Below are 18937 nucleotides of genomic sequence, written 5' to 3'. Positions count from 1 at the left end.
TCTCATGTGAAGCGGTCCGGCGGGTGGGAATGTCCCTCTCTCACCCCCGCCGGTGCACGCTTCAGCGATCTTCGCGACGCCTGGATCCCCGACGTGGCCGGGGATCGCTACGTGCTCAGAATTTTTTTCTTTTTTTCCTGCACCACCGGCCGGAACAGCAGCGCGTTGGCGGCCACCGCGATGCAGACCGCGCCGAGCAGGAAACCCCAGCTCACGTCGCTCAGGTGGTGCATGCCGCGATACATGCGCGAGTAGGCGATGCCCAGGGGAATGCCCAGGCCGACCACCCACCACAGCACGTTCAGGATCTTGAAACGGTGGGTGTGGAGGGTCAGGACCAGGGCGACGCCGCAGTAGAAGGCGACCGCGGCGCTGGTGTGCCCGGAGGGGAAGCTGGAGGTGGGCGGGGCGGGGTCGAGGTGTTCGACGGCGGGTCGCTTGCGCTCGGCGAAGACGGTCGCGAGCAGGAAGATCGCCGACTGGGAGAACACCGCGAGCGCGAGGAAGATCGACTCGTTCCAGCGCTTGAAGGCGAGCCGGAAGCCGATGACCAGCAGCGCGGTGGCAGTGATGATCACCGGGGTGTCGGACAGGCCCGACAGCACGTCGGTGATCGAGCTCAGCTGGGCCGTGCGGCCCTCGGCCATCTGCGCGTTGACCCCCTGGTCGTTCGCGATGAGGGTCGTCGTCTGCAGGACCTTGGTGATGAGGAGGCCGACGCCGATCGTCAGCACGGCCATGATGGCCAGCGGCGCCAGGATGAGACGTGTCACGCCTTTGAAATCCACCGACATTTTCGACATGGCGCGCCAGCTACCCCGAATGGGTCTCCCGGAACGCCTCGGGTTCGACGCCTTCCACGTGTGGTTCGGCGGGTCTGCGGCCCTCCCCACGGCGCCAGGCCTCGAACCCCGCCGCCGCTCCCACCACGACCACCACGCCCAGCGCGACCCCCGCGATCACGTCGCTGGTCCAGTGGACGCCGAGCGCCATCCGGCTGTACGCGACGAACACCATGATGGCCGCGGCGACGACCCAGGCGATGATCCGCGAGGCCGTGCTCCGCAGGAAGGGCAGCAGGAGGAGCACGAGGATGCACGTACCCAGCGCCGCTCCCATCGCGTGCCCGGAGGGGAAGGAGGCTCCGGGCGCCGAGGCCACCGGATCCGGCAGGTCGGGCCGGGCACGGTCGACGATCTCCTTGACGGCGAGGTTCAGCAGGCCGCCGAAGGTGATCGTGGCGACCGCCCAGATCCCCAGGCGCGGCGCGCCCCGGCGCCAGAGCCAGACGGCGGCCAGCACCACCAGCACACGCCACGTCCAGGGGCCGAACACCTCGGTGGCCACGCTGAGGAAGGTGGTGTAGCCGGGGTTCGCCAGCGCCTGGGCGTGCAGGCTCAGGGCGATGTTCTCGTCGAGGCTCTTGAGCGGCGAGGAGGAGGTCTTCACGAGCACCAGCAGCACCACGAACGGCACCGTGAAGATCGCCACTGCCACGAGCGCCATCGTCAGGCGCACGCCCAGCCGCAGGTCAGAGGCGTGGTTACCGGGTTTCCTCTGCGGCGAGGGCTTGCCTTCGACAAATCTGACCATCGTTCATGGCTACCCGATTCCCCGCGAATATTCCCCGCGATTCCCCGCACGACATGTGAGCGTCCGGGCCCGAGGGGTCCTCAGGCCGCGTGGCGGGGTTCGCGCCGGGTCGTCCAGCGCAGGACGTCGCAGTGCCGCCGCTCGGCCTCGGCGAGTGCCGCGTCGTCGGTGTGGGCGTCGAGTACGGCCCGCAGCCACGGCATCTGCTCGCTGACGTCGTCCCACGCCTGGGAGGGGTCGTCGAGGCCCAGCTCGATCAGCGCGTCCAGGTGCGCGGCGTAGGCCGTCCACCACTGGCGGCTCAGCTCGGCCAGGAACCCGCCCAGCCCGCCGAACTCCCGCTGGATCTCCTCCTCCCACCAGGCGGGGAGGGTGACGTCACCGGTGTCCGCGAGATCGCGGAGCACGAGGTTCGCCAGGGTGCGCCGTCGTCGGGCGATGGCCGAACGTGACAGGATGTTCATAGGCTCAACCCTGCCGATCGTTGTTTGCCGAACGCTTAACGATGTATTGACGGTGATGTCCGGCCCCTGCGTACGGCCAAAGGGGGAACCGCTTGGCCGGAGTCATCGGGCAGCACTAGGCTTTGTTTCGCAGATCATTCCGCCCTGTGTCCGCGGAGCTACCTCGACGTGGAGGAAGCTCGCCCATGACCCAGGTTCTTGAATTCACTCAGCTCGTCGACCGTACCCTGAGCGCCCTCGCCGACGTTCTCGGCTCCGACGGGGCCGCACTCATGCTGATAGACGACCACGACCGGTTGCGCGCGGTCGGAGGCTCCGACGAGCGGGGCCGGCAACTGGAGCTGATCCAGGAGCAGATCGGCGCCGGGCCCGCCATCGAGACCCTGAGCCGCGGCGAGGACGTCGTGGTCGACGACCTGCGGGCGGCCAGGCCCCTCGGCTTCCCCGGCGTCGCCGCGCGGGTCTCGGAGGTCAGGGCGGTGCTCTCCGTGCCATTGCGGGCGGAGAAAACGCTGATCGGCACCCTGAATTTCTACGACCGGACGAGCCACGAATGGCAACCCGCGAAAGTCCGTACGGGAGAACGTCTCGGAGAGCTCATGGTGATGGTCCTCCAGAGCATGGCTCATAGATCTTCTTGTTGAGGGAAGTCGTAGTGTGCACGTCAAGTAACCAGGTCGACGCTGAAAGGCGCTCCACATATGACTCACATTGATCCGGAAGCGCTGGTCGCGAGCCTGAGAAGGCTTCAGACGACCTCGTCCACCACAGGCATAGTTCAGCAGTTGGAGCGTGCCGTGGATGTGGTGAACTCGCTGTTCGGATATGCGGGTGCGGGTTTGATGTTTGCCGAAGAAGGTAAAGATCTTCGTTATTTGGTGGCCACCGATGAGCGGGGCCGCAGTCTTGAAGGCGCGCAGCTCCATCTTGGTCAGGGACCATGTGTTTCCGCGTATGAGCAGAATTGCGCGGTGACCTCAAGTGATGTGCGGGTCGACCCCCGTTGGCCGAAGCTCGCCGACCGGCTGCACCCCGAGGTGCGGGCGGTGGCGGGGGTGCCGGTGCGTCTTGGAGGCGAGCCCGTGGGCACGCTGAACGTCTACCAGGCGAAGTTGTACGAGTGGGACGAGTCGGATGTCCAGACGCTTTACGGCTACGCGGATGTGATCGAGCAGCTTCTCACCGTCGCGATGGCCGCCGAGGAGAAGAGCGCCCTGGCCGACCAGCTCCAGTACGCCCTCGACTACCGCGTGGTCATCGAGCGGGCGATCGGCTATCTGATGGGAAAGCACGATCTGACCGCCACCCAGGCTTTCACCGGCCTGCGCAAGCAGGCCCGTGACTCCCGCCGCCGCGTCGCCGACCTGGCGGCCGAGGTGCTCGGTGAGGGGGCGGGCGAAATACGGTGATCCTGCTCACGTCGCCTGAGCCCTCGAAGAACAGCGTCGAGATCACCGTTCACGGTGATCTCGACGCCGTTGGAGGCGTCGAGCTACGACGCGTCCTCGGCACGACCACCGCGAAGACGGTGGAGTTCGACCTGGCCCACGTGGGCTTCATCGACTGCGCGGGCGCCCGGACCCTGCTCCGGGCCGACGAGTACATGCGCGGCCTGGGCCGCGAGATGATCGTTCTCCGCCCCTCGGGTCCTGTGCTCCGCCTGTTGCGGCTGCTGGGATTCGACCGATACCTCCTGATCAGATACCCCGGGGACGCGGTCGGCGCGAGCGGCACCTCGCCGGGGCACTAACCTGATCGGTGATGTATCGATTCGTCTTCTCGCAGGTCCTCAGCCGCCTCGACCCGGAGGACGCGCACCATCTGACGGTGCGCGCCCTGCGCGTCCTCTCGGTGACGCCCGTGGTCAGACGGCTGGTCCACCGCCGTCTCGCGCCACGCGACCCCGCGCTGCGCGTGCAGGCCTTCGGCGTGCACTTCCCCGGCCCGTTCGGGCTGGCGGCCGGCTTCGACAAGGACGCCGGCTGCGTGGAGGCCGTGTCCGCGCTCGGCTTCGGCCACGTCGAGGTCGGCACGATCACCGCCCACGCCCAGCCGGGCAACGCCAGGCCCCGCCTGTTCCGCCTCGTGAGAAACCGGGCGATCGTCAACCGGATGGGCTTCAACAACGCGGGCGCGTCCGCCGCGGCCAGGCTGCTGGCCAGGCCCAGGGGCGTCCCCGCGATCGTGGGCGTCAACATCGGCAAGACCAAGGTCGTTCCCGAGTCGGGTGCCGTCGCCGACTACGTGGCCAGTGCCAGGGAGCTCGCCCCCCTGGCCGACTACCTCGTCGTCAACGTCAGCTCGCCCAACACCCCCGGCCTGCGCGACCTGCAGGCCGTGGAGTTGCTGGGCCCGCTGCTGCGGGCGGTGAAGGAGGTGGCCGACGCCACGCCCAAGCGCACCCCGCTGCTGGTCAAGATCGCCCCCGACCTGGCGGACGCCGACGTGGACGCGGTCGCCGACCTCGCCCTGGAGCTCGGGCTCGACGGCATCATCGCCACCAACACCACGATCGGCAGGCAGACGCTGGCCGTCGCGGAGCCCTCGGGCCGTGACCACAGCCGCGAGAGCGGCGGCCTGTCGGGGCGTCCGCTGAAGGCCAGGTCGCTGGAGGTGCTGCGCAGGCTGCGTGCCAGGGTGGGCGACCGCCTGGTGCTCGTCTCCGTCGGCGGGGTCGAGGACGTGGACGACGTCTGGGAGCGCCTGCTCGCCGGGGCCACGCTCGTCCAGGGATACAGCGCGCTGATCTACGAGGGGCCCCTCTGGGCCTATCACGTCAACCGCGACCTCTCTCGCCGCCTGCGCCGTCACGGCGTGGTCGACCTCCGCCAGATCATCGGCCGCACCGCCGACCGGAGCGCCACGGCCTGACGCTATACCCTGGGTGGGTAACCTCACGGCTTTGGAGGCACGATGAGCACGATCACATACACCGTCACCGGCATGACCTGTGGTCACTGCGTGAGCTCGGTCAAGGAGGAGGTCGGCGAGGTCCCGGGTGTCACCGGTGTCGACGTCGACCTTGAGACCGGACGGGTCGACGTCTCCGGCGACGCCTTCGACGACACGGCCGTCCGCGCCGCCGTCAAGGAAGCGGGCTACGAGGTCTCCTGACCGGCCGGAATCCACGCCCCGCCCGTGAAGGGCGCCCCCGTCCCGCACCGGGACGGAATCCGGGTTCCGCCCGTGGGGGCTCGTCAAGAGCCGGAGCCGTCACCTGCCGGGACGGGCGCGGGGGCGGGGGCGGGGGCGGGGCTACGGGCCCCCGGGCGGTCACCCTCGGCGGGAGCTCGCCGAGGGTCACATGCTGGGACGGGTCGAGTCGGCCTCGTGGGTCAGCTCCTCCAGGTGTTTCATCGCCTCGTCCACCTTGACGACCCCCGGGCGGTGGCGTCGGCGGCCGGTCCCCCCACGCTGCCAGGGGTGCGGGCCGGTCAGCGGCCGATACTCGACACCGAGCGCGTCGAGGCGGGTCAGGTGCGCCTCCAGCCGGGTCTCGAACCCGGCCCCGGCCGAGCCCGACCAGGCGATCTCGGCCAGCGCGCACCCCCGGGGCCAGGCCCGGTAGTCCACCGCCCGCGCGTCGGGCAGCCGTTCGCTCCACAGCTGGAACTGTGTCCCGAGCACGTGTTCCCGTTCCTCGGCCGTCCACGACTCCGGCGCCGGAGCGTAGGCCGCGACGTCGGAGACGGTGATCGCGTCGCCGATCGCGAGGGGCTCCTCCTCGCTGGAGGCCTCGGCGTAGTCGAAGTACAGGGGGAAGACGGGGGTCTGCACCACGTCGTGCCCGGCGGCGGCGGCGCGCCTCGCCACCCCGGGACCGCGCCAGGGCATCACGATCGTGTCGGGCCTGAGCATGCCGCTCACGAACGCCTCGTCCCACACCACCGTCCTGCTGCCGCGTTCGGCCAGCTCGTCCGCGAGCCGACGCAGGAACCAGGCGTGCAGGTCGCTCAGGCTCCCCAGCCCCAGCTCCGCCTGGAAGGCGACGATCTCGGGGGAGCCGGCCCAGTCGTCGAGCACGCACTCGTCCCCGCCGATGTGGACGTACGGGGTCTCGCCCAGCGCCCCCGTGATCTCCTCGATCACGCCGGTCAGGAAGTCGATCGTCTCCGGCAGGGGGGACAGGATCGCGGGGGAGATGCCCCAGCGATCCAGCACCGTGAAGGGCTCGGGGCTCCGGCCGCCGGTGGCGCGGGCGTCGAACCCGGGGTAGGCGGCGAGGATCGCCGAGGCGTGTCCCGGCACGTCGATCTCGGGCACGACCGTCACGGCTCGGGCCCGCGCGTAGGCGCCGATCTCCGCGAGGTCCTCCAGCGTGTAGTAGCCGCCGTGCGGTGTGTCGTCGAAGGCGAGATCCTCCCGGTAGTGGCTGGTGACCGTACGCGGGCGGTGCGCGCCCACCTCGTGCAGCCGGGGATATCGACGGCTCTCGACCCGCCACCCCTGGTCGTCCACCAGGTGCAGGTGCAGGCGGTTCAGCTTGTGGACCGCCATGAGGTCGACCATCCTGAGCACCTCGCGCTTGGGCATGAAGTGCCGCGCCACGTCCAGGTGCACCCCGCGCCAGGAGAACCGGGGCGCGTCCCGCACCCGGCCGAGGGGGACGCTCCAGTCCGCCCCGCCACCGGCCACCGTGCGAAACGCCGCCGAGGGCAGCAGCTGCCGCAGCGTCTGGCCCGCGTAGAAGGCGCCGGCGCGGTCTCCGGCCGCGATCCGCACGCCCTCGCCGGTCACCTCCAGGACGTACGCCTCGGCGCCGAGTGAGGCGTCCGGCTCCACCGTGATCGTTCCCGCCTCGCCGGGGCGCGGGTCGAGGACGGCGAGCGCGAGACGTACGGCGTCGACCGGCTCGGCGGGGCCGGAGACGACGACCCCGTGGGGCAGGCCGAGGACGCCGCCGGCAGGTGTGAAAGCGGAGGGGGACGGCAGGAGGTCAGTCATGCTATAGATCATGCCAAATCGCCGGAATCGCCGGAGGGACCGGCTTTTCACGCCGGCGAGCCCGGACACGGGATCAAGAACCGCCCAAGTACCGCGCGGGAGAAGCGGGGGAGACGCTCCGTCCGGACATGCTGCTGCTCATGTTCCAACCTTCCAGGGTCTCCAGGCGTCCGGCCCGCACACCGTCGGCGATCCTGGTGACGATCATGCTGGTCGCCGGGTGCGCCGTCACCGTCGAGGACCCCTCGACCTCGTCCCCGCCCACTCCCACGGTGTCCTCCTCCGCGGTGAGGAGTGCCGAGGGGGACGACACCACCGTGGCGGAGAACGCGAGGGAGGGCGATCCCGGGTGGCGGGTGCGCCGACGCGGCGCCGAGCACGAGATCGAGGGCTTCGCCGACCGGGTGAGCGTGCTGCCCGGCGAGAGCTTCCGGCTGTACGTCTCGACCACCGCCGACCGCTACACCGCGAGGGCCTTCCGGATGGGCTGGTACGGCGGGGCCGGGGCGAGGCAGGTCTGGCGGGCGGCAGGGCTACCCGGCAGGAGGCAGGCTCCGCCCAGGACGATCGCCGCCACGGGAACGGTGACCGCCGCCCACTGGAAGCCCGGCCCCGAGGTGGACACCTCGGGATGGCCGGAGGGCTCCTACCTGATCAGGCTGGACGCCGCCACCGGGGGACGGCGCTACGTCCCCCTCACCGTGAGGTCCGCCTCCGCCGGGGGACGCCTCGTCGTCGTGAACGCGGTCACCACCTGGCAGGCGTACAACGACTGGGGCGGCCGCAGCCTCTACCACGGCCCCGGCGGTTTCGCGGACAGGTCCCGGGCGGTCAGCTTCGACCGTCCGTACGACACATCGGGGGCGCGGCTCTTCCTGGACATGGAACGCGACGCCATCGAGCTCGCCGAGCGTCGCGGCCTTCCGCTCGCCTACGTCACGAGCCTGGACCTGGACCGCGACCCGCACGTCCTCGACGGGGCCAGGGGGCTGGTGTCGCTGGGCCACGACGAGTACTGGTCGCCGGGCATGCGCCGCACCGTCGAGGCCGCCCGTGACCGCGGCACCAACCTCGCCTTCCTCGGTGCCAACGCGGTCTACTGGCGGATCCGCCTCGCCGCGACGCGCCTGGGACCTCGCCGCCTGGTGGTCTGCCACAAGGACGCCGCCGAGGACGCCCGGACGGTCCTGTGGCGGGCCACGGCCAGGCCGGAGAGCTCGCTGACCGGCCCGATGTACGACTGCTTTCCCTCCGAGTCCGCCTACGTGGTCAGGCGCCCCGGCAACTGGATCTTCAAGGGGACCGGGGTGCGGCGCGGCACCGTCTTCCCCGGGATGGTCGGCGTCGAGACCGACAGGGTCGGCGCGGGCGTACCGCGCCCCATGGAGGTCCTGTCGGTCTCCCCGGTCGACTGCGGAGGTCGCGCCACGGTCGCGCACAGCGCCTACTACACCGTGCCGAGCGGCGCCGGGGTGTTCAGCTCGGGCACGATGCGCTGGGTGTGCGCGATGCGGGGTGCCCGCTGCGGCCACGGCGTCACGCGGGAGGCGGGGACCTTCGTCCGCAGGGCGACGGGGAACATCCTGAAGGTCTTCGCGGCCGGCCCGGCCGCGCGCAGCCACCCGGCCCGCGACAACCTGAGGTCCCTGGGTCTGGAAGGACCCCGCTGAGGTGTCCCCTCCCCCCGAGCGCGGGCTCGGAGGTGCCGCTGTAAGCCGCTGAGCATGTCTCCGCGCCGCCGTAACTCCCTCCGGCGGCTGGAGTCTCGGCGCTAACGCTGGAAGCCGCTGAGGGGCTTCTCCGTGCCCACGGGATACCGCCGGAGCCCGCCCGAGGCGCCTCGGGCGATCTCGCCCTCGCCTACCGCTTGAGGTACTGCTGGAGCCCGTTCGCGAGAGAGAGCGCGATCTTCTGCCGGAACGCCGCCTGCTGGAACTTGGCAGCCTCGGTGGGGTTCTTCATGTTGCCCGACTCGATGAAGATCTTGGGAACCGTGGAGAGGTTCAGTCCGCCGAGGTCGTCGCGGTAGTCGAGGGCGTTCTTGCCGATGTAGGTGGAGTACGACAGGCCGGTGCCGCGCGCGAAGGCGTTGCGAACGTCCAGGCCGAGCTTCTTGGAGGCCCCGACCACCGGGTCGACCGGGCCGCCGATCTTCTCCGGCATGATCACGTGGAAGCCGTGGTCGGCGGGGTTCGCCCCGTCGGCGTGGACCGAGATCGCCGCGTCCGCCTTCGCCTTGTTGCCGATCGCGGCTCGCTCGGTGATGCACGGCCCGACGCCGGAGTTGTCGGCACGGGTCAGCTTCACCGTCGCGCCGCGGCTCTTCAGGATCTTGGCCAGGCGCTGCGAGACGTCCCAGGTGAAGGCGGCCTCGCTGTAGCCGTTCGCGGTGGCGGTGCCCGTGGTGTCGCACGCCTTCCACTGGGTCAGAACGTTGACCTTCTTGTTGATCTCCGCGGGGTGGCGGTAGTTCTGCCCGTTGTGGCCGGGGTCGATGACCACGATCTTGCCGCTGAGCGGCCGGTCGCTCTGGACGCTCCGCCCCGCCGCGGGACTCGCGGTGGGATCGCTCGCCGTGCCGGTCGCCGGGCCGCTCAGGGTGTCGGCGGCCGGTGCCGCGGCCGTGTCGGCGGCGGGAGGGACAGGGCCGCGCTCTCGCGCGAGGTCGGCGCCCGTGGCGGTGCCACCGCAGGCGGCGGCGCCGAGTCCGCACAGGACAAGGGTCGTCGCGAGTGCTTTGCCGGTCACGCTCATCGCCCCCAAGGAAGTCGTCAATCACCCAACCTACGTGGCCCGGACGTGTGACTCAGCCGATGTCGCGATATGTGCTCGCCCGTCACGAGGCGTGACGCACTCCCTCCTCAGCAGTGCTCTCCCGCCCCGCGACGCCCGTCACGCGATGTGACACGTTCCCGCCTCAGGCGGGCCTTCCCGTCACGGGACACGGCCCGTCACGGGACACGGCCCGCCAGGAGACACGGCTTCGGGGAACCCTCCCGTCACGGGCCCCGGTCTCAGCCGGACTCTCCCGTCCCGGGACAGGCTCACCAGACGTGCTCGCCGACCTCCTGCTTCTGCAGGAGCGAGGCGAGCTCCCTGGCGTCCTCGGCGTCCAGCCCGAGGACCACACGCGGCCGTCCCCACGGATGGTCGATCGAATGAGCCACGTAACTGGCCACGGACTCGGCTCCGGCGTCGCCGCCGCGGCCCCGGGCGGCCCGCCAGTGGGCCCATGCCCGTTCAAGCTCGGCCGCGGCCCGCTGGGCGCATGACACAAGTTCCGGATCACGCATCGCTACCCCCTCGTCTCGGCCAGAGTCAACACCGGCGGCACGCGGGCGCCCTCGATGTTGACCCGGATTTGAGGAGGTCATGGAGCCTGCCTGGGCGGACTGTAACGCTCCAGGCAGGCTCTTCAGCGTTCGGTGGGGCCCGTGCTGTTCCGTACGACCAGCTGCGGCGTGACCTGACGCAGACGTGAGGCCTTGCCGGGGTCTCCGATCCGGTCGTTCAGCAGCGCGGCGGCGGAGCGTCCCATGGCGCGGCGGGGCTGGTCCACGGTGGTCAGCGAGATCGGCTGGGTGCCCGCCCGGTGGATGTTGTCGTACCCGACCACGGACAGGTCCTCGGGAACCCGCAGTCCCAGCTCGGTGGCCGCGGAGAGCACGCCCATCGCCACCCGGTCGTTGGCGGCGAAGATCGCTGTCGGCCGGGGGTCGCGCGTGAGCAGGCTGTGCGCCGCCCTGGCGCCCCCCTCCTCGCTGGACTCGCCCTCCTCGACCATGATGTACGGCGCCAGGGAGTGCCTGCGCATCGCGACCAGGTAACCCTCGCACCGGAAGCGCCCCGAGGAGATGCCCGCGGCCTCGATGTGGGCGATCCTGCGGTGACCGAGCTCCACGAGGTGGTCGACGGCGAGGCGGGCACCGAGCTGGTCGTCGTCGACGACGATGTCCACGCCGCCGAGGTCGATGTCGCGTTCGCCCACCACCACGGTCGGCGTGTAGCCGGTGGCCTCGATGAGCGTCCCGCTGGTGGGCGCGATGCCGAGCAGGACGAGCCCGTCGACGCGAAGTTCGAGGAACGCCTCGACCGCCTCGTCCTCGAAGGCGGGGTCCCACTGGCTGTTGCCGATGAGGAGTCTCAGCCCGTCGCCGTGCAGGCTCTCCTGCAGGCCGTCCAGGAACTCCGCGTAGAACGGGTTGTGCAGGTCGGCGACGAGTGCCCCGACCAGGTGGGTACGGCCCTCGACCAGGCTGCGCGCGACGGCGTTGGGCCGGTAGCCGAGGTCTCTGGCCGCCTGGAGCACGGCCTGCCTGCGATGTTCGCTGACGTGGGGCGATCCGCGCAGGACGAGCGAGACCAGTGATTTGGAGACACCGGCTCGTTCTGCCACGTTGCGGATCGTGGGTCTCGGGCGTGGCCCGCTCCCGTCGGATAAGACGGGCTCGGCGAACCCGCGGGCTCGTGTGACGGTGGTGTTGACTGACGGTCCTGACATGGCTCTCCCCCGCGATGGTGGATGGGCACCTGTCACTCAAAACGATCGAGTTCCGAATGGGGTACGGGTTGGAGGGAAGGGAACTCCGATCTTGACCAAGCGGCCGGGCGGAACGGCTCCGATAGTCTTCACGATGTGAGGTCGACATCCGGAGCCGCCGAACGGGCGAAAACCGTGCCGGGGGACACGCGACCGGCGCGGCGCAGGCTCAGTGTCGACCGGCGTCGCGAGGAGCTCATGGCGGCGGCGCTGGAGCTGTTCAGCAGGCATGACGCCGAGCACGTGTCGATCGACGACGTGGCCTCCGCGGCCGGCGCGTCGCGGGCCCTGGTCTACCACTACTTCGGTGGCAAGCAGGAGCTCTACGTCGCCGCGCTGAGAAGCGCCGCGGCCCAGTTGGAGGCGAGGCTCAGGCCTCAGGGGGCGGGCACCCCGCTGGACGAGCTCGCCGGAGGGCTCACCCGATACTTCGACTTCGTCGAGGAGCACGCGACGGGCTTCGCCGCGCTGCTCAAGGGCGGTCCCGCCAACCGCAGCGGCGAGATCGGGGAGGTCGTCGACTCGGTCAGGCGCCGGCTGCTCAGGCTGATCATGAAGCAGATGCGGATCGAGGAGCCGGGACCCGTGCTCCGGGTCGCGCTGCGCTCGTGGATCGCCTCCGTCGAGACCGCGGGCCTCGACTGGCTGGAGCGCCGCGACATCGAGCGGCCGACGCTGGAGCGGATGCTGATCGGCCAGCTGGTGGCGCTGCTCGGCGTGGCGGCCGAGCACGATTCGCGCGTCGGCGAGTTGCTGGACGACCTGTTCAGAGAACAGGCGAGTCGTCCCGTGGACCTGGAGAGGTCGGGGACGGACGGCTGAGGAAGCCCCTGGGGCACCGCTGAGCCGTTCAGGAGCACGTGCCCGGCCGTGCGGAGCACGTGCTGGGGCGGCGCCGGGCGGGCGACGCCGCTCCCCACAAACCCGTGTGGCCTACACGCTCAAAGGGTGAGCGCGCACCAATCCCCCTAGGTCAGTGACGGCCCCCGTCTTACTCTGAGCGCTGCTGCGGAATCCCCGCGAGCAGCGCGCGAACCTCGGTCTCCCGGTATCGGCGGTGTCCACCCAGGGTGCGGATGGACGTCAACTTGCCCGCCTTCGCCCACCGGGTCACGGTCTTGGGATCGACGCGGAACATGGTTGCGACCTCCGCCGGGGTGAGCAGCGGCTCTGCCTCGGGTGTACGAGCTGACATTTGTGCGGCCTCTCCTCCATGTGGACCGGCGACAGCGATCCTGCGACTTGACGCTTGTCACGGATGTCCGCCTATGGCCCTTGCGTGCGGCTGTTTGGGCCATATGCGGCATCACCCGATGTGACCATACAGCCACGTAGAGCGATTGGCGAGTCTTTGAGCGACTCATCTCTCTTGTACACGTGTTGTTGTCACGCTCGGTGATTCTAGCGACACGTTTCGTGGTATCGCAGTGAAAACGGCAAACTACTCAGTTCGTAGGTGCATCCCCGGTCATCGACGGACCTACTTACGCAGGTCGAAGGGATGATTTGCGACTCAGTTTGCTGATTCGAGAAGTTGTATTGATCGCCAGCGGAGGATGACGCGCTGGTACATGGCGAACGCCAGTTCTTCCTCGCCTTTTTCCAGACCTGTCAGCGCCGCCGTGAGTTCCGCCACGGACTCGTCGGCCTGGAGTGTCTCGTCGTCCATGAGGTTGACGATGCCGCCGTAGTCCAGCTCGACCAGGGAGTGCGGGTGGAACTCCTCCAGCCAGCGTGCCACGTCCTCGACCTCGGCCGTGACCGAGGCGTCGCCCACCTGCCTCTTGATGATCTGCAGGGCGCGGGCGCTGCGGCGCCTCGCGTGGGCCATGGAGGTGACGTAGATCAGGTTGCGCGTGGTGGTCGTGCCGCCCTGCCCCTCGCCGCCGTCGATCACCAGCCAGCGCTCGTTGCCGTCGAAGGGGACGAACCACGAGGTCGGAACGTGCCAGGTGGAGCCGCGGATGTGCGTGCGCAGCGCGGCGGAGTCGGTGCCGCGCTTGAACCGGTCGAAGTCGTCGGCCGTCCGCTCCGCGACGGCCGGCGGGAAGAAGCGCTCCATCAGCTTGGGCGGGGTCGCCCCGCGAAAGCGTGAGAAGGCGAGCCACGACCTCAGCCTGCTCTGCCAGGGGCAGACGTACAGGACCTCCTCCACGCGCCTCAGATAGGCGTTGGGGCTCTCCTGGGCGGGTGCCGGGGTCGGCGGTACCCCGAGGAGGCGCCGCACCGCCTCGCCGTGTTCGGCGTGCAGGGCGCTCGCTCGGCGCGGTCGGTCGGTCGTCTCGGAGTAGGCGGACCACGAGACGCGCTCCGCCGGGGCGAACGCGACCAGCGGTTCGTAGACGCGGAGGTACGCGGCATAGGGCAGCACGACCGCATCGTGTCACGAAGGACCGACCGTTGTCCGTAGCGAGCCCGCTTCCGCGGGGGTCGTCTCGGTCACTGAGATGGGACGTTCGCGCACGTCGTCCCGGTTGGGGACTTGTGGTTACGCTGAGGGTGATCTCCGCCGCAACGGTGCGGCGGTAACGAACGACTGGGAGTCACCACAGTGACCGACGTCTTCGGGCCGTCCCACAAGGACGAGGGCCCGGTAACCGGCCAGGCGAGGCACGAACAGGTCGTTTTCTGCTCCGACGAGCGAAGCGGCCTCCACGCGATCATCGCCATCCACAACACCGCCCTGGGCCCCGGTCTGGGCGGCACCAGGTTCTACCCCTACGAGAGCGAGCAGGCCGCGCTGGCGGACGTGCTCAACCTCTCGCGGGCGATGGCCTACAAGAACGCCCTGGCGGGACTCGACCTCGGTGGCGGCAAGGCCGTCATCATCGGCGACCCGGCGAAGGACAAGAGCGAGGCGCTGCTGCGCGCCTACGGCAGGTTCGTCCAGTCGCTCGGGGGCCGCTACTACACGGCGTGCGACGTCGGCACCTACAGCGAGGACATGGACGTCGTGGCCCGCGAGTGCTCGTACGTGACCGGCCGCACCCCGGCCAACGGCGGGGCCGGCGACTCGTCGATCCTGACCGCGCTCGGCGTGTTCCAGGGCATGCGCGCCGCCGCCGAGCACGCGTACGGGACGCCCTCGCTGCGTGGCAGGCGTGTCGGCGTGGAGGGCGTGGGCAAGGTCGGCCACCGCCTGGTCGGCCACCTGATCGAGGACGGCGCGGAGGTCGTGGTCTGCGACGTGAGCGAACAGGCGGTGGAGCGGCTGCGGCGGATCCACCCGCAGGTCGAGGTCGTCGCCGACCGGTCGGAGATCACCTCCGCCGACATCGACGTCTACGCGCCGTGCGCCCTCGGCGGGGCGCTGGACGACGAGACGGTGGCCCGCCTGCGCGCCACGATCGTCTGCGGCGGGGCCAACAACCAGCTCGCCCACCCCGGCGTGGAGAAGCGGCTCGCCGACCGCGGGATCCTCTACGCGCCCGACTACGTGGTCAACTCCGGCGGTGTGATCCAGGTCGCGGACGAGATCAGGGGGTTCAACATGGAGCGGGCGCGGGCAAAGGCCACCCAGATCTACGACACGACTCTCAAGATCTTCTCCAGCGCGGCGGAGGAAGGCGTTCCCCCGGCGGTCGCAGCCGATAGGCTGGCTGAGCGCAGAATGTCGGAAGTCGGGCGAATTAGGGGCATTTGGCTGGGCCGCTAGCCCCACACGCCCATACGACGTACCGAGCCGGGCGTAAAACGGGTACGGTTGTAGGCGAACGAGAGCTGACGCCTAAGTCAGGTGGCGTCAGTGCGTGGTGCGTTAGCGACGAGGGGTCGGGCACGACCCCACACGAGGGGGTCGAGCCAATGGGGCGCGGCCGAGCAAAGGCCAAGCAGGTCAAGGTTGCTCGCCAGCTGAAGTACAACAGCGGTGGCACTGATCTTGAGCGTCTGCGCGACGAGCTCGGAGTCAGAGACGACTCCAACCACAATGACGACTCCAACGACGCCTACGACGAGCTGGCGGATCGGTACGCCGATTACGCCGATGACTTCGGCTCCGGAGATGACCGCGACGACGGGAAATCCGGCCGCCGCTAGGCGGATTTCAGGTTGATGTGAGCAGGGCACCCGGTGGTGGACACAAGCCGCCGGGTGTTCTTCTCGCTGCGGGTCGACCATATGCGGCGCTCCGGTGGGTCCGGAGCGCCTTTCGCCGTACCCGACTCCCATCCGGTTCCTCCTCCCCTTCGCGAGGGGAGGAGGAGAGCTACGCGAAGGTTTTCCGGAAAAGCACGGATCAGCGGAAACGCGCCTCGCCCGAGCCCTCGACGATCTCACCGAGCACCCAGGCGGGGAGGTTCCGCTCGCCGAGCAGCGCGAGGGCGGGCCCCACGGCCTCGGCGGGGACGACCGCGGCCATGCCCACGCCCAGGTTGAACGTCCGGTCCATGTCGGCCTGGGCCACCCCGCCGTGCCCCGCGAGCACCTCGAAGACGGCCGGCGGGGTCCACGACGAGCGGTCGAGCAGCGCGTCCAGCCCCGGAGGCAGCGAGCGGGACAGGTTGCCCGCGAGGCCGCCGCCCGTGATGTGGGCGTACGCGTGGACGTCGACCGCGCGGGCGAGCTCCAGGCAGTCGAGGGAGTAAATCCTGGTCGGCTCCAGAAGCTCCTCGCCCAGCGTCCGCCCCAGCTCGGGCAGCTCGGCCTCCAGCGAGAGCCCCGCCCGGTCGATGATGTGCCTGACCAGCGAGTATCCGTTGGAGTGCACGCCCGAGGACGCCAGCGCGAGGACCACGTCGCCCGCGCGGACCCTGTCGCGGCCGAGCATCCTGTCGGCCTCCACCACCCCGGTGGCGGCGCCCGCGAGGTCGTACTCGCCGGCCTCCATGGCGCCGGGGTGTTCGGCGGTCTCCCCGCCGACGAGGGCGCAGCCCGCGAGGCGGCAGCCCTCGGCGACGCCGCCCACGATCTCGGCGATCCGCTCGGGGACCACCTTGCCGCAGGCGATGTAGTCGGTCATGAAAAGCGGCTCGGCACCGCAGACCACCAGGTCGTCGACGACCATGCCGACCAGGTCGATCCCGATCGTGTCGTGCTTGTCCAGCCGCTGGGCCAGCATGACCTTGGTGCCGACACCGTCGGTCGACGTGGTGAGCAGCGGTCGTCTGTACGACAGCAGGGCCGAGGCGTCGAAGAGGCCGGCGAAGCCGCTGGCGTCGTCCACGACCTCCGGCCTGCGCGCCCGCGCGACCTTCGACTTCATCAGCTCGACGGCGCGCTCGCCCGCGTCGATGTCCACTCCGGCGGCCGCGTAGCTGGTCATGAACCCTCTCCTCGCGTGCCGGGCCCGCTCAACGCTTGGCCTCTAGCACGTACTTGCCCACGTTGTCCTGGTCGATCGGGATCGGATACCTACCGTCGAAGCAGGCGCGGCAGAGCCGGTCCTCGGGGATCGTGGTGGCCGCGGTCAGGCCCTCCAGCGAGATGTATCCGAGCGAGTCGGCGCCGAGCGAGGCGCGGATCTCCTCCACGCTGAGCGAACCGGCGATCAGCTCGGCCCGGGTGGCGAAGTCGATGCCGTAGAAGCAGGGCCAGCTGACCGGCGGGGAGGAGATCCGGACGTGCACCTCGGTGGCACCCGCCTCGCGCAGCATCTTCACGATCGCCCGCTGCGTGTTGCCCCGCACGATCGAGTCGTCCACGACCACCAGGCGCTTGCCCGCGACGACCTCCTTCAGCGGGTTGAGCTTCAGCCGGATGCCCAACTGCCGGATCGTCTGGGACGGCTGGATGAAGGTGCGGCCCACGTAGGAATTCTTGACCAGACCTTGACCGTAGGGGATCCCGCTCTCCTCGGCGTAGCCGACGGCGGCGGGGGTGCCCGACTCGGGCGTCGGGATGACCAGGTCGGCCTCGATCGGGTGCTCGCGGGCCAGCACGCGGCCGACCTCGACGCGCGTGGTCTGCACGCCGCGCCCGGCGATCGTGGTGTCGGGGCGGGCGAGGTAGACGTACTCGAACAGGCAGCCCTTGGGCTCGGCGAGCGCGAACCTGCGCGAGCGCACACCGCGCTCGTCGATGGTGATCAGCTCGCCCGGCTCGATCTCGCGGACGAACGTGGCGCCCACGATGTCCAGCGCCGCGGTCTCCGAGGCCACCACCCAGCCGCGCTCCAGGCGTCCCAGGACCAGCGGGCGGACGCCCTGCGGGTCACGGGCCGCGTAAAGGGTCTTCTCGTCCATGAAGACGAGCGAGTAGGCGCCCCTGACCTGCGGAAGCAGGTCGGCGGCCGCGTCGTCGATCGACCGGTCGCGGTCCTGGGCCAGGAGTGCGGCCAGCACCTCGGTGTCGGTCGTCGCCCGGGTGGAGCCGGGGGAGAGCCGCCTGGACAGCTCCGGGGTGTTGATCAGGTTGCCGTTGTGGGCGAGCGCGAGCCCGCCCGACTCGGTCGAGCTCAGCGTCGGCTGCGCGTTCTCCCAGACGCTCGATCCGGTGGTCGAGTAACGGCAGTGGCCGATCGCCAGATGGCCGCGGAGGGTCCCGAGCACGGACTCGTCGAAGACCTGGGCCACCAGGCCCATGTCCTTGTAGACGAGGATCCTGCTGCCCTCGCTGACCGCGATGCCCGCGGACTCCTGGCCGCGGTGCTGCAACGCGTACAGCCCGTAGTAGGTGAGTTTGGAGACTTCCTCCCCGGGGGCCCACACTCCGAAGACGCCACATGCGTCCTTCGGAGGCCGGTCGCGGGAGTCGAGGTCATGGCTCAGATGGCCGTCGCCCTTCAGCACATGCTTCATTCTAGGTCGGCTTCTTCCCTGCTCGCACCCAGGGTCCGTTCCGTGGCATGTCGCACCCTGACCGAACGATCATCGGTGTTTTGCCGTGTCAGCCTGTTTCGTCACCGGCCGACAGGGGAGTGTGAGATATCCGGCATGCCCGAGCGTCGGGAGACGAGACGTGACAACACCTGTGGACCCTGTGGACCCGAACCAGCCCGGCCCGCGACGAGTGCCGCGGGACAGGGGCTCCGACCAGGAAGGGGCCGGCGCGGAGGAAACGCGGGGCACCTCCGAGGAGGCGGCCGTCCCCGGCGAGCCCGAGCCCGAGCCCGAGCACGCGCCCGCCGCCCCGGAACCGGGCGCGTGGCCCGTCCCTCCCTCGAACGAACCGCCCACGTGGCGGGAGCCCGCCGCCCCGGCGAGCGGGTCCACCGGGTGGACCGAGCCTTCCGGTTCCGCCGAGCCTCCCGACAGGACGGCGTCGACCGGGTGGACGGAGATTCCCGGCAGGGCCGAGCCGCAGGGCGGGGTGCCCGGCGAGGGGGCCGTGTGGGGTTGGGGGGGGGGGGGGGGCCCCCCCCCCCCCCCCCCCCCCGGGGGCGGCGCCGGGGGGGGGGGCGGCCCCCCCCCCCCCCCCCCACGCCCCCCCCGCGCCGCCCCCCCGGCCGCCGCCCCAG

Annotated in this window: 20 protein-coding genes; 9 read left to right on the top strand and 11 right to left on the bottom strand. The window is 70.3% G+C overall.

The window, feature by feature from the left end; all coding sequences use genetic code 11:
- Window positions 1-107: 107 nt before the first annotated feature.
- From AB0B90_RS36680 to AB0B90_RS36670, 3 genes are all read right to left on the bottom strand, one after another.
- The gene (locus tag AB0B90_RS36680) at window positions 108-773 is read right to left on the bottom strand and encodes a phosphatase PAP2 family protein (protein WP_350941267.1); all 666 of its coding nucleotides are present in this window, start codon (window positions 771-773) and stop codon (window positions 108-110) included.
- 40 nt (window positions 774-813) lie between these two features.
- On the bottom strand, window positions 814-1593 hold the full coding sequence (locus AB0B90_RS36675) for a phosphatase PAP2 family protein (RefSeq protein ID WP_362926543.1): 780 nt from the start codon (window positions 1591-1593) through the stop codon (window positions 814-816).
- A gap of 80 nt (window positions 1594-1673) precedes the next feature.
- Window positions 1674-2057 (bottom strand): hypothetical protein, encoded by a 384-nt coding sequence (locus AB0B90_RS36670; protein WP_350941265.1) that lies wholly within the window; start codon window positions 2055-2057, stop codon window positions 1674-1676.
- A 185-nt stretch (window positions 2058-2242) separates the two neighbouring features.
- On the opposite strand from AB0B90_RS36670, the gene AB0B90_RS36665 reads away from it, so the two are divergent.
- The 5 genes from AB0B90_RS36665 to AB0B90_RS36645 are packed head-to-tail and all read left to right on the top strand — an operon-like array spanning window position 2243 to window position 5171.
- Entirely contained in the window at window positions 2243-2701 is a 459-nt protein-coding gene (locus tag AB0B90_RS36665) for a GAF domain-containing protein (protein ID WP_350941263.1), read from the top strand.
- A 57-nt stretch (window positions 2702-2758) separates the two neighbouring features.
- Window positions 2759-3466 carry a GAF and ANTAR domain-containing protein gene (locus AB0B90_RS36660; RefSeq protein ID WP_362926542.1) on the top strand — a complete coding sequence of 236 codons (708 nt, stop codon included), beginning with the start codon at window positions 2759-2761 and terminating at the stop codon, window positions 3464-3466.
- On the top strand, window positions 3463-3807 hold the full coding sequence (locus tag AB0B90_RS36655; RefSeq protein ID WP_350941260.1) for an STAS domain-containing protein: 345 nt from the start codon (window positions 3463-3465) through the stop codon (window positions 3805-3807). Before AB0B90_RS36660 ends, AB0B90_RS36655 begins: the two co-directional genes overlap by 4 nt.
- A gap of 11 nt (window positions 3808-3818) precedes the next feature.
- The gene (locus AB0B90_RS36650) at window positions 3819-4928 is read left to right on the top strand and encodes a quinone-dependent dihydroorotate dehydrogenase (RefSeq protein WP_350941258.1); all 1110 of its coding nucleotides are present in this window, start codon (window positions 3819-3821) and stop codon (window positions 4926-4928) included.
- Window positions 4929-4970: 42 nt separating this feature from the next.
- A complete protein-coding gene (locus tag AB0B90_RS36645) occupies window positions 4971-5171 on the top strand; it encodes a heavy-metal-associated domain-containing protein (protein ID WP_350941256.1) in 201 nt (66 codons plus the stop codon).
- Window positions 5172-5357: 186 nt separating this feature from the next.
- Here the strand turns inward: AB0B90_RS36645 and AB0B90_RS36640 are convergent, their stop codons facing one another.
- Window positions 5358-7001, bottom strand: a complete 1644-nt coding sequence (locus tag AB0B90_RS36640) for a beta-N-acetylhexosaminidase (protein ID WP_350941255.1) — start codon at window positions 6999-7001, stop codon at window positions 5358-5360.
- Between the two features lie 128 nt (window positions 7002-7129).
- Between AB0B90_RS36640 and AB0B90_RS36635 the strand changes: the two genes are divergently transcribed.
- Window positions 7130-8671 carry a N,N-dimethylformamidase beta subunit family domain-containing protein gene (locus tag AB0B90_RS36635; protein ID WP_362926541.1) on the top strand — a complete coding sequence of 514 codons (1542 nt, stop codon included), beginning with the start codon at window positions 7130-7132 and terminating at the stop codon, window positions 8669-8671.
- A gap of 190 nt (window positions 8672-8861) precedes the next feature.
- On the opposite strand, the gene AB0B90_RS36630 is transcribed toward AB0B90_RS36635, so the two are convergent.
- The 3 genes from AB0B90_RS36630 to AB0B90_RS36620 form a co-directional block, all read right to left on the bottom strand.
- The gene (locus AB0B90_RS36630) at window positions 8862-9776 is read right to left on the bottom strand and encodes an N-acetylmuramoyl-L-alanine amidase (protein ID WP_362926540.1); all 915 of its coding nucleotides are present in this window, start codon (window positions 9774-9776) and stop codon (window positions 8862-8864) included.
- 269 nt (window positions 9777-10045) lie between these two features.
- Window positions 10046-10294: a hypothetical protein gene (locus AB0B90_RS36625; protein WP_344978307.1), complete on the bottom strand. Its 249-nt coding sequence runs from the start codon at window positions 10292-10294 to the stop codon at window positions 10046-10048.
- A 122-nt stretch (window positions 10295-10416) separates the two neighbouring features.
- Window positions 10417-11397, bottom strand: coding sequence for a LacI family DNA-binding transcriptional regulator (locus AB0B90_RS36620; RefSeq protein WP_350941250.1), 981 nt, complete (start codon window positions 11395-11397; stop codon window positions 10417-10419).
- A 240-nt stretch (window positions 11398-11637) separates the two neighbouring features.
- Between AB0B90_RS36620 and AB0B90_RS36615 the strand changes: the two genes are divergently transcribed.
- Entirely contained in the window at window positions 11638-12363 is a 726-nt protein-coding gene (locus AB0B90_RS36615) for a TetR/AcrR family transcriptional regulator (RefSeq protein WP_350941249.1), read from the top strand.
- A 169-nt stretch (window positions 12364-12532) separates the two neighbouring features.
- On the opposite strand, the gene bldC is transcribed toward AB0B90_RS36615, so the two are convergent.
- The gene (gene bldC, locus AB0B90_RS36610) at window positions 12533-12736 is read right to left on the bottom strand and encodes a developmental transcriptional regulator BldC (protein WP_013133571.1); all 204 of its coding nucleotides are present in this window, start codon (window positions 12734-12736) and stop codon (window positions 12533-12535) included.
- A 318-nt stretch (window positions 12737-13054) separates the two neighbouring features.
- The gene (locus AB0B90_RS36605; RefSeq protein WP_362906648.1) at window positions 13055-13912 is read right to left on the bottom strand and encodes a hypothetical protein; all 858 of its coding nucleotides are present in this window, start codon (window positions 13910-13912) and stop codon (window positions 13055-13057) included.
- A gap of 180 nt (window positions 13913-14092) precedes the next feature.
- Here AB0B90_RS36605 and AB0B90_RS36600 point away from each other — a divergent pair, with 180 nt between their 5' ends.
- Together AB0B90_RS36600 and AB0B90_RS36595 are read left to right on the top strand one after the other, a co-directional pair.
- Window positions 14093-15196: a Glu/Leu/Phe/Val dehydrogenase dimerization domain-containing protein gene (locus tag AB0B90_RS36600; protein WP_350941245.1), complete on the top strand. Its 1104-nt coding sequence runs from the start codon at window positions 14093-14095 to the stop codon at window positions 15194-15196.
- 149 nt (window positions 15197-15345) lie between these two features.
- Window positions 15346-15579, top strand: coding sequence for a DUF3073 domain-containing protein (locus AB0B90_RS36595; protein ID WP_350941243.1), 234 nt, complete (start codon window positions 15346-15348; stop codon window positions 15577-15579).
- A 199-nt stretch (window positions 15580-15778) separates the two neighbouring features.
- On the opposite strand, the gene purM is transcribed toward AB0B90_RS36595, so the two are convergent.
- Together purM and purF are read right to left on the bottom strand one after the other, a co-directional pair.
- Window positions 15779-16804 carry a phosphoribosylformylglycinamidine cyclo-ligase gene (gene purM, locus AB0B90_RS36590; protein WP_362906643.1) on the bottom strand — a complete coding sequence of 342 codons (1026 nt, stop codon included), beginning with the start codon at window positions 16802-16804 and terminating at the stop codon, window positions 15779-15781.
- A 28-nt stretch (window positions 16805-16832) separates the two neighbouring features.
- Window positions 16833-18278, bottom strand: a complete 1446-nt coding sequence (gene purF, locus AB0B90_RS36585) for an amidophosphoribosyltransferase (protein ID WP_350941240.1) — start codon at window positions 18276-18278, stop codon at window positions 16833-16835.
- Window positions 18279-18937 lie beyond the last annotated feature (659 nt).

Source organism: Streptosporangium sp. NPDC049078 (assembly GCF_040648855.1).
Taxonomy (GTDB): domain Bacteria; phylum Actinomycetota; class Actinomycetes; order Streptosporangiales; family Streptosporangiaceae; genus Streptosporangium.
Note: the sequence above shows the minus strand (reverse complement) of the source record. Positions and strands in the feature narration are given on the sequence as shown.

Bases quoted from the DNA above. Each gene is read 5' to 3' on its own strand.
- purM (WP_362906643.1), bottom strand. From the start codon at position 16,804: ATGACCAGCTACGCGGCCGCCGGAGTGGACATCGACGCGGGCGAGCGC.
- AB0B90_RS36650 (WP_350941258.1), top strand. From the start codon at position 3,819: ATGTATCGATTCGTCTTCTCGCAGGTCCTCAGCCGCCTCGACCCGGAG.
- AB0B90_RS36665 (WP_350941263.1), top strand. From the start codon at position 2,243: ATGACCCAGGTTCTTGAATTCACTCAGCTCGTCGACCGTACCCTGAGC.
- AB0B90_RS36595 (WP_350941243.1), top strand. From the start codon at position 15,346: ATGGGGCGCGGCCGAGCAAAGGCCAAGCAGGTCAAGGTTGCTCGCCAG.
- AB0B90_RS36625 (WP_344978307.1), bottom strand. From the start codon at position 10,294: ATGCGTGATCCGGAACTTGTGTCATGCGCCCAGCGGGCCGCGGCCGAG.
- AB0B90_RS36660 (WP_362926542.1), top strand. From the start codon at position 2,759: ATGACTCACATTGATCCGGAAGCGCTGGTCGCGAGCCTGAGAAGGCTT.
- AB0B90_RS36645 (WP_350941256.1), top strand. From the start codon at position 4,971: ATGAGCACGATCACATACACCGTCACCGGCATGACCTGTGGTCACTGC.
- bldC (WP_013133571.1), bottom strand. From the start codon at position 12,736: ATGTCAGCTCGTACACCCGAGGCAGAGCCGCTGCTCACCCCGGCGGAG.
- purF (WP_350941240.1), bottom strand. From the start codon at position 18,278: ATGAAGCATGTGCTGAAGGGCGACGGCCATCTGAGCCATGACCTCGAC.
- AB0B90_RS36635 (WP_362926541.1), top strand. From the start codon at position 7,130: ATGCTGCTGCTCATGTTCCAACCTTCCAGGGTCTCCAGGCGTCCGGCC.
- AB0B90_RS36640 (WP_350941255.1), bottom strand. From the start codon at position 7,001: ATGACTGACCTCCTGCCGTCCCCCTCCGCTTTCACACCTGCCGGCGGC.
- AB0B90_RS36675 (WP_362926543.1), bottom strand. From the start codon at position 1,593: ATGGTCAGATTTGTCGAAGGCAAGCCCTCGCCGCAGAGGAAACCCGGT.
- AB0B90_RS36670 (WP_350941265.1), bottom strand. From the start codon at position 2,057: ATGAACATCCTGTCACGTTCGGCCATCGCCCGACGACGGCGCACCCTG.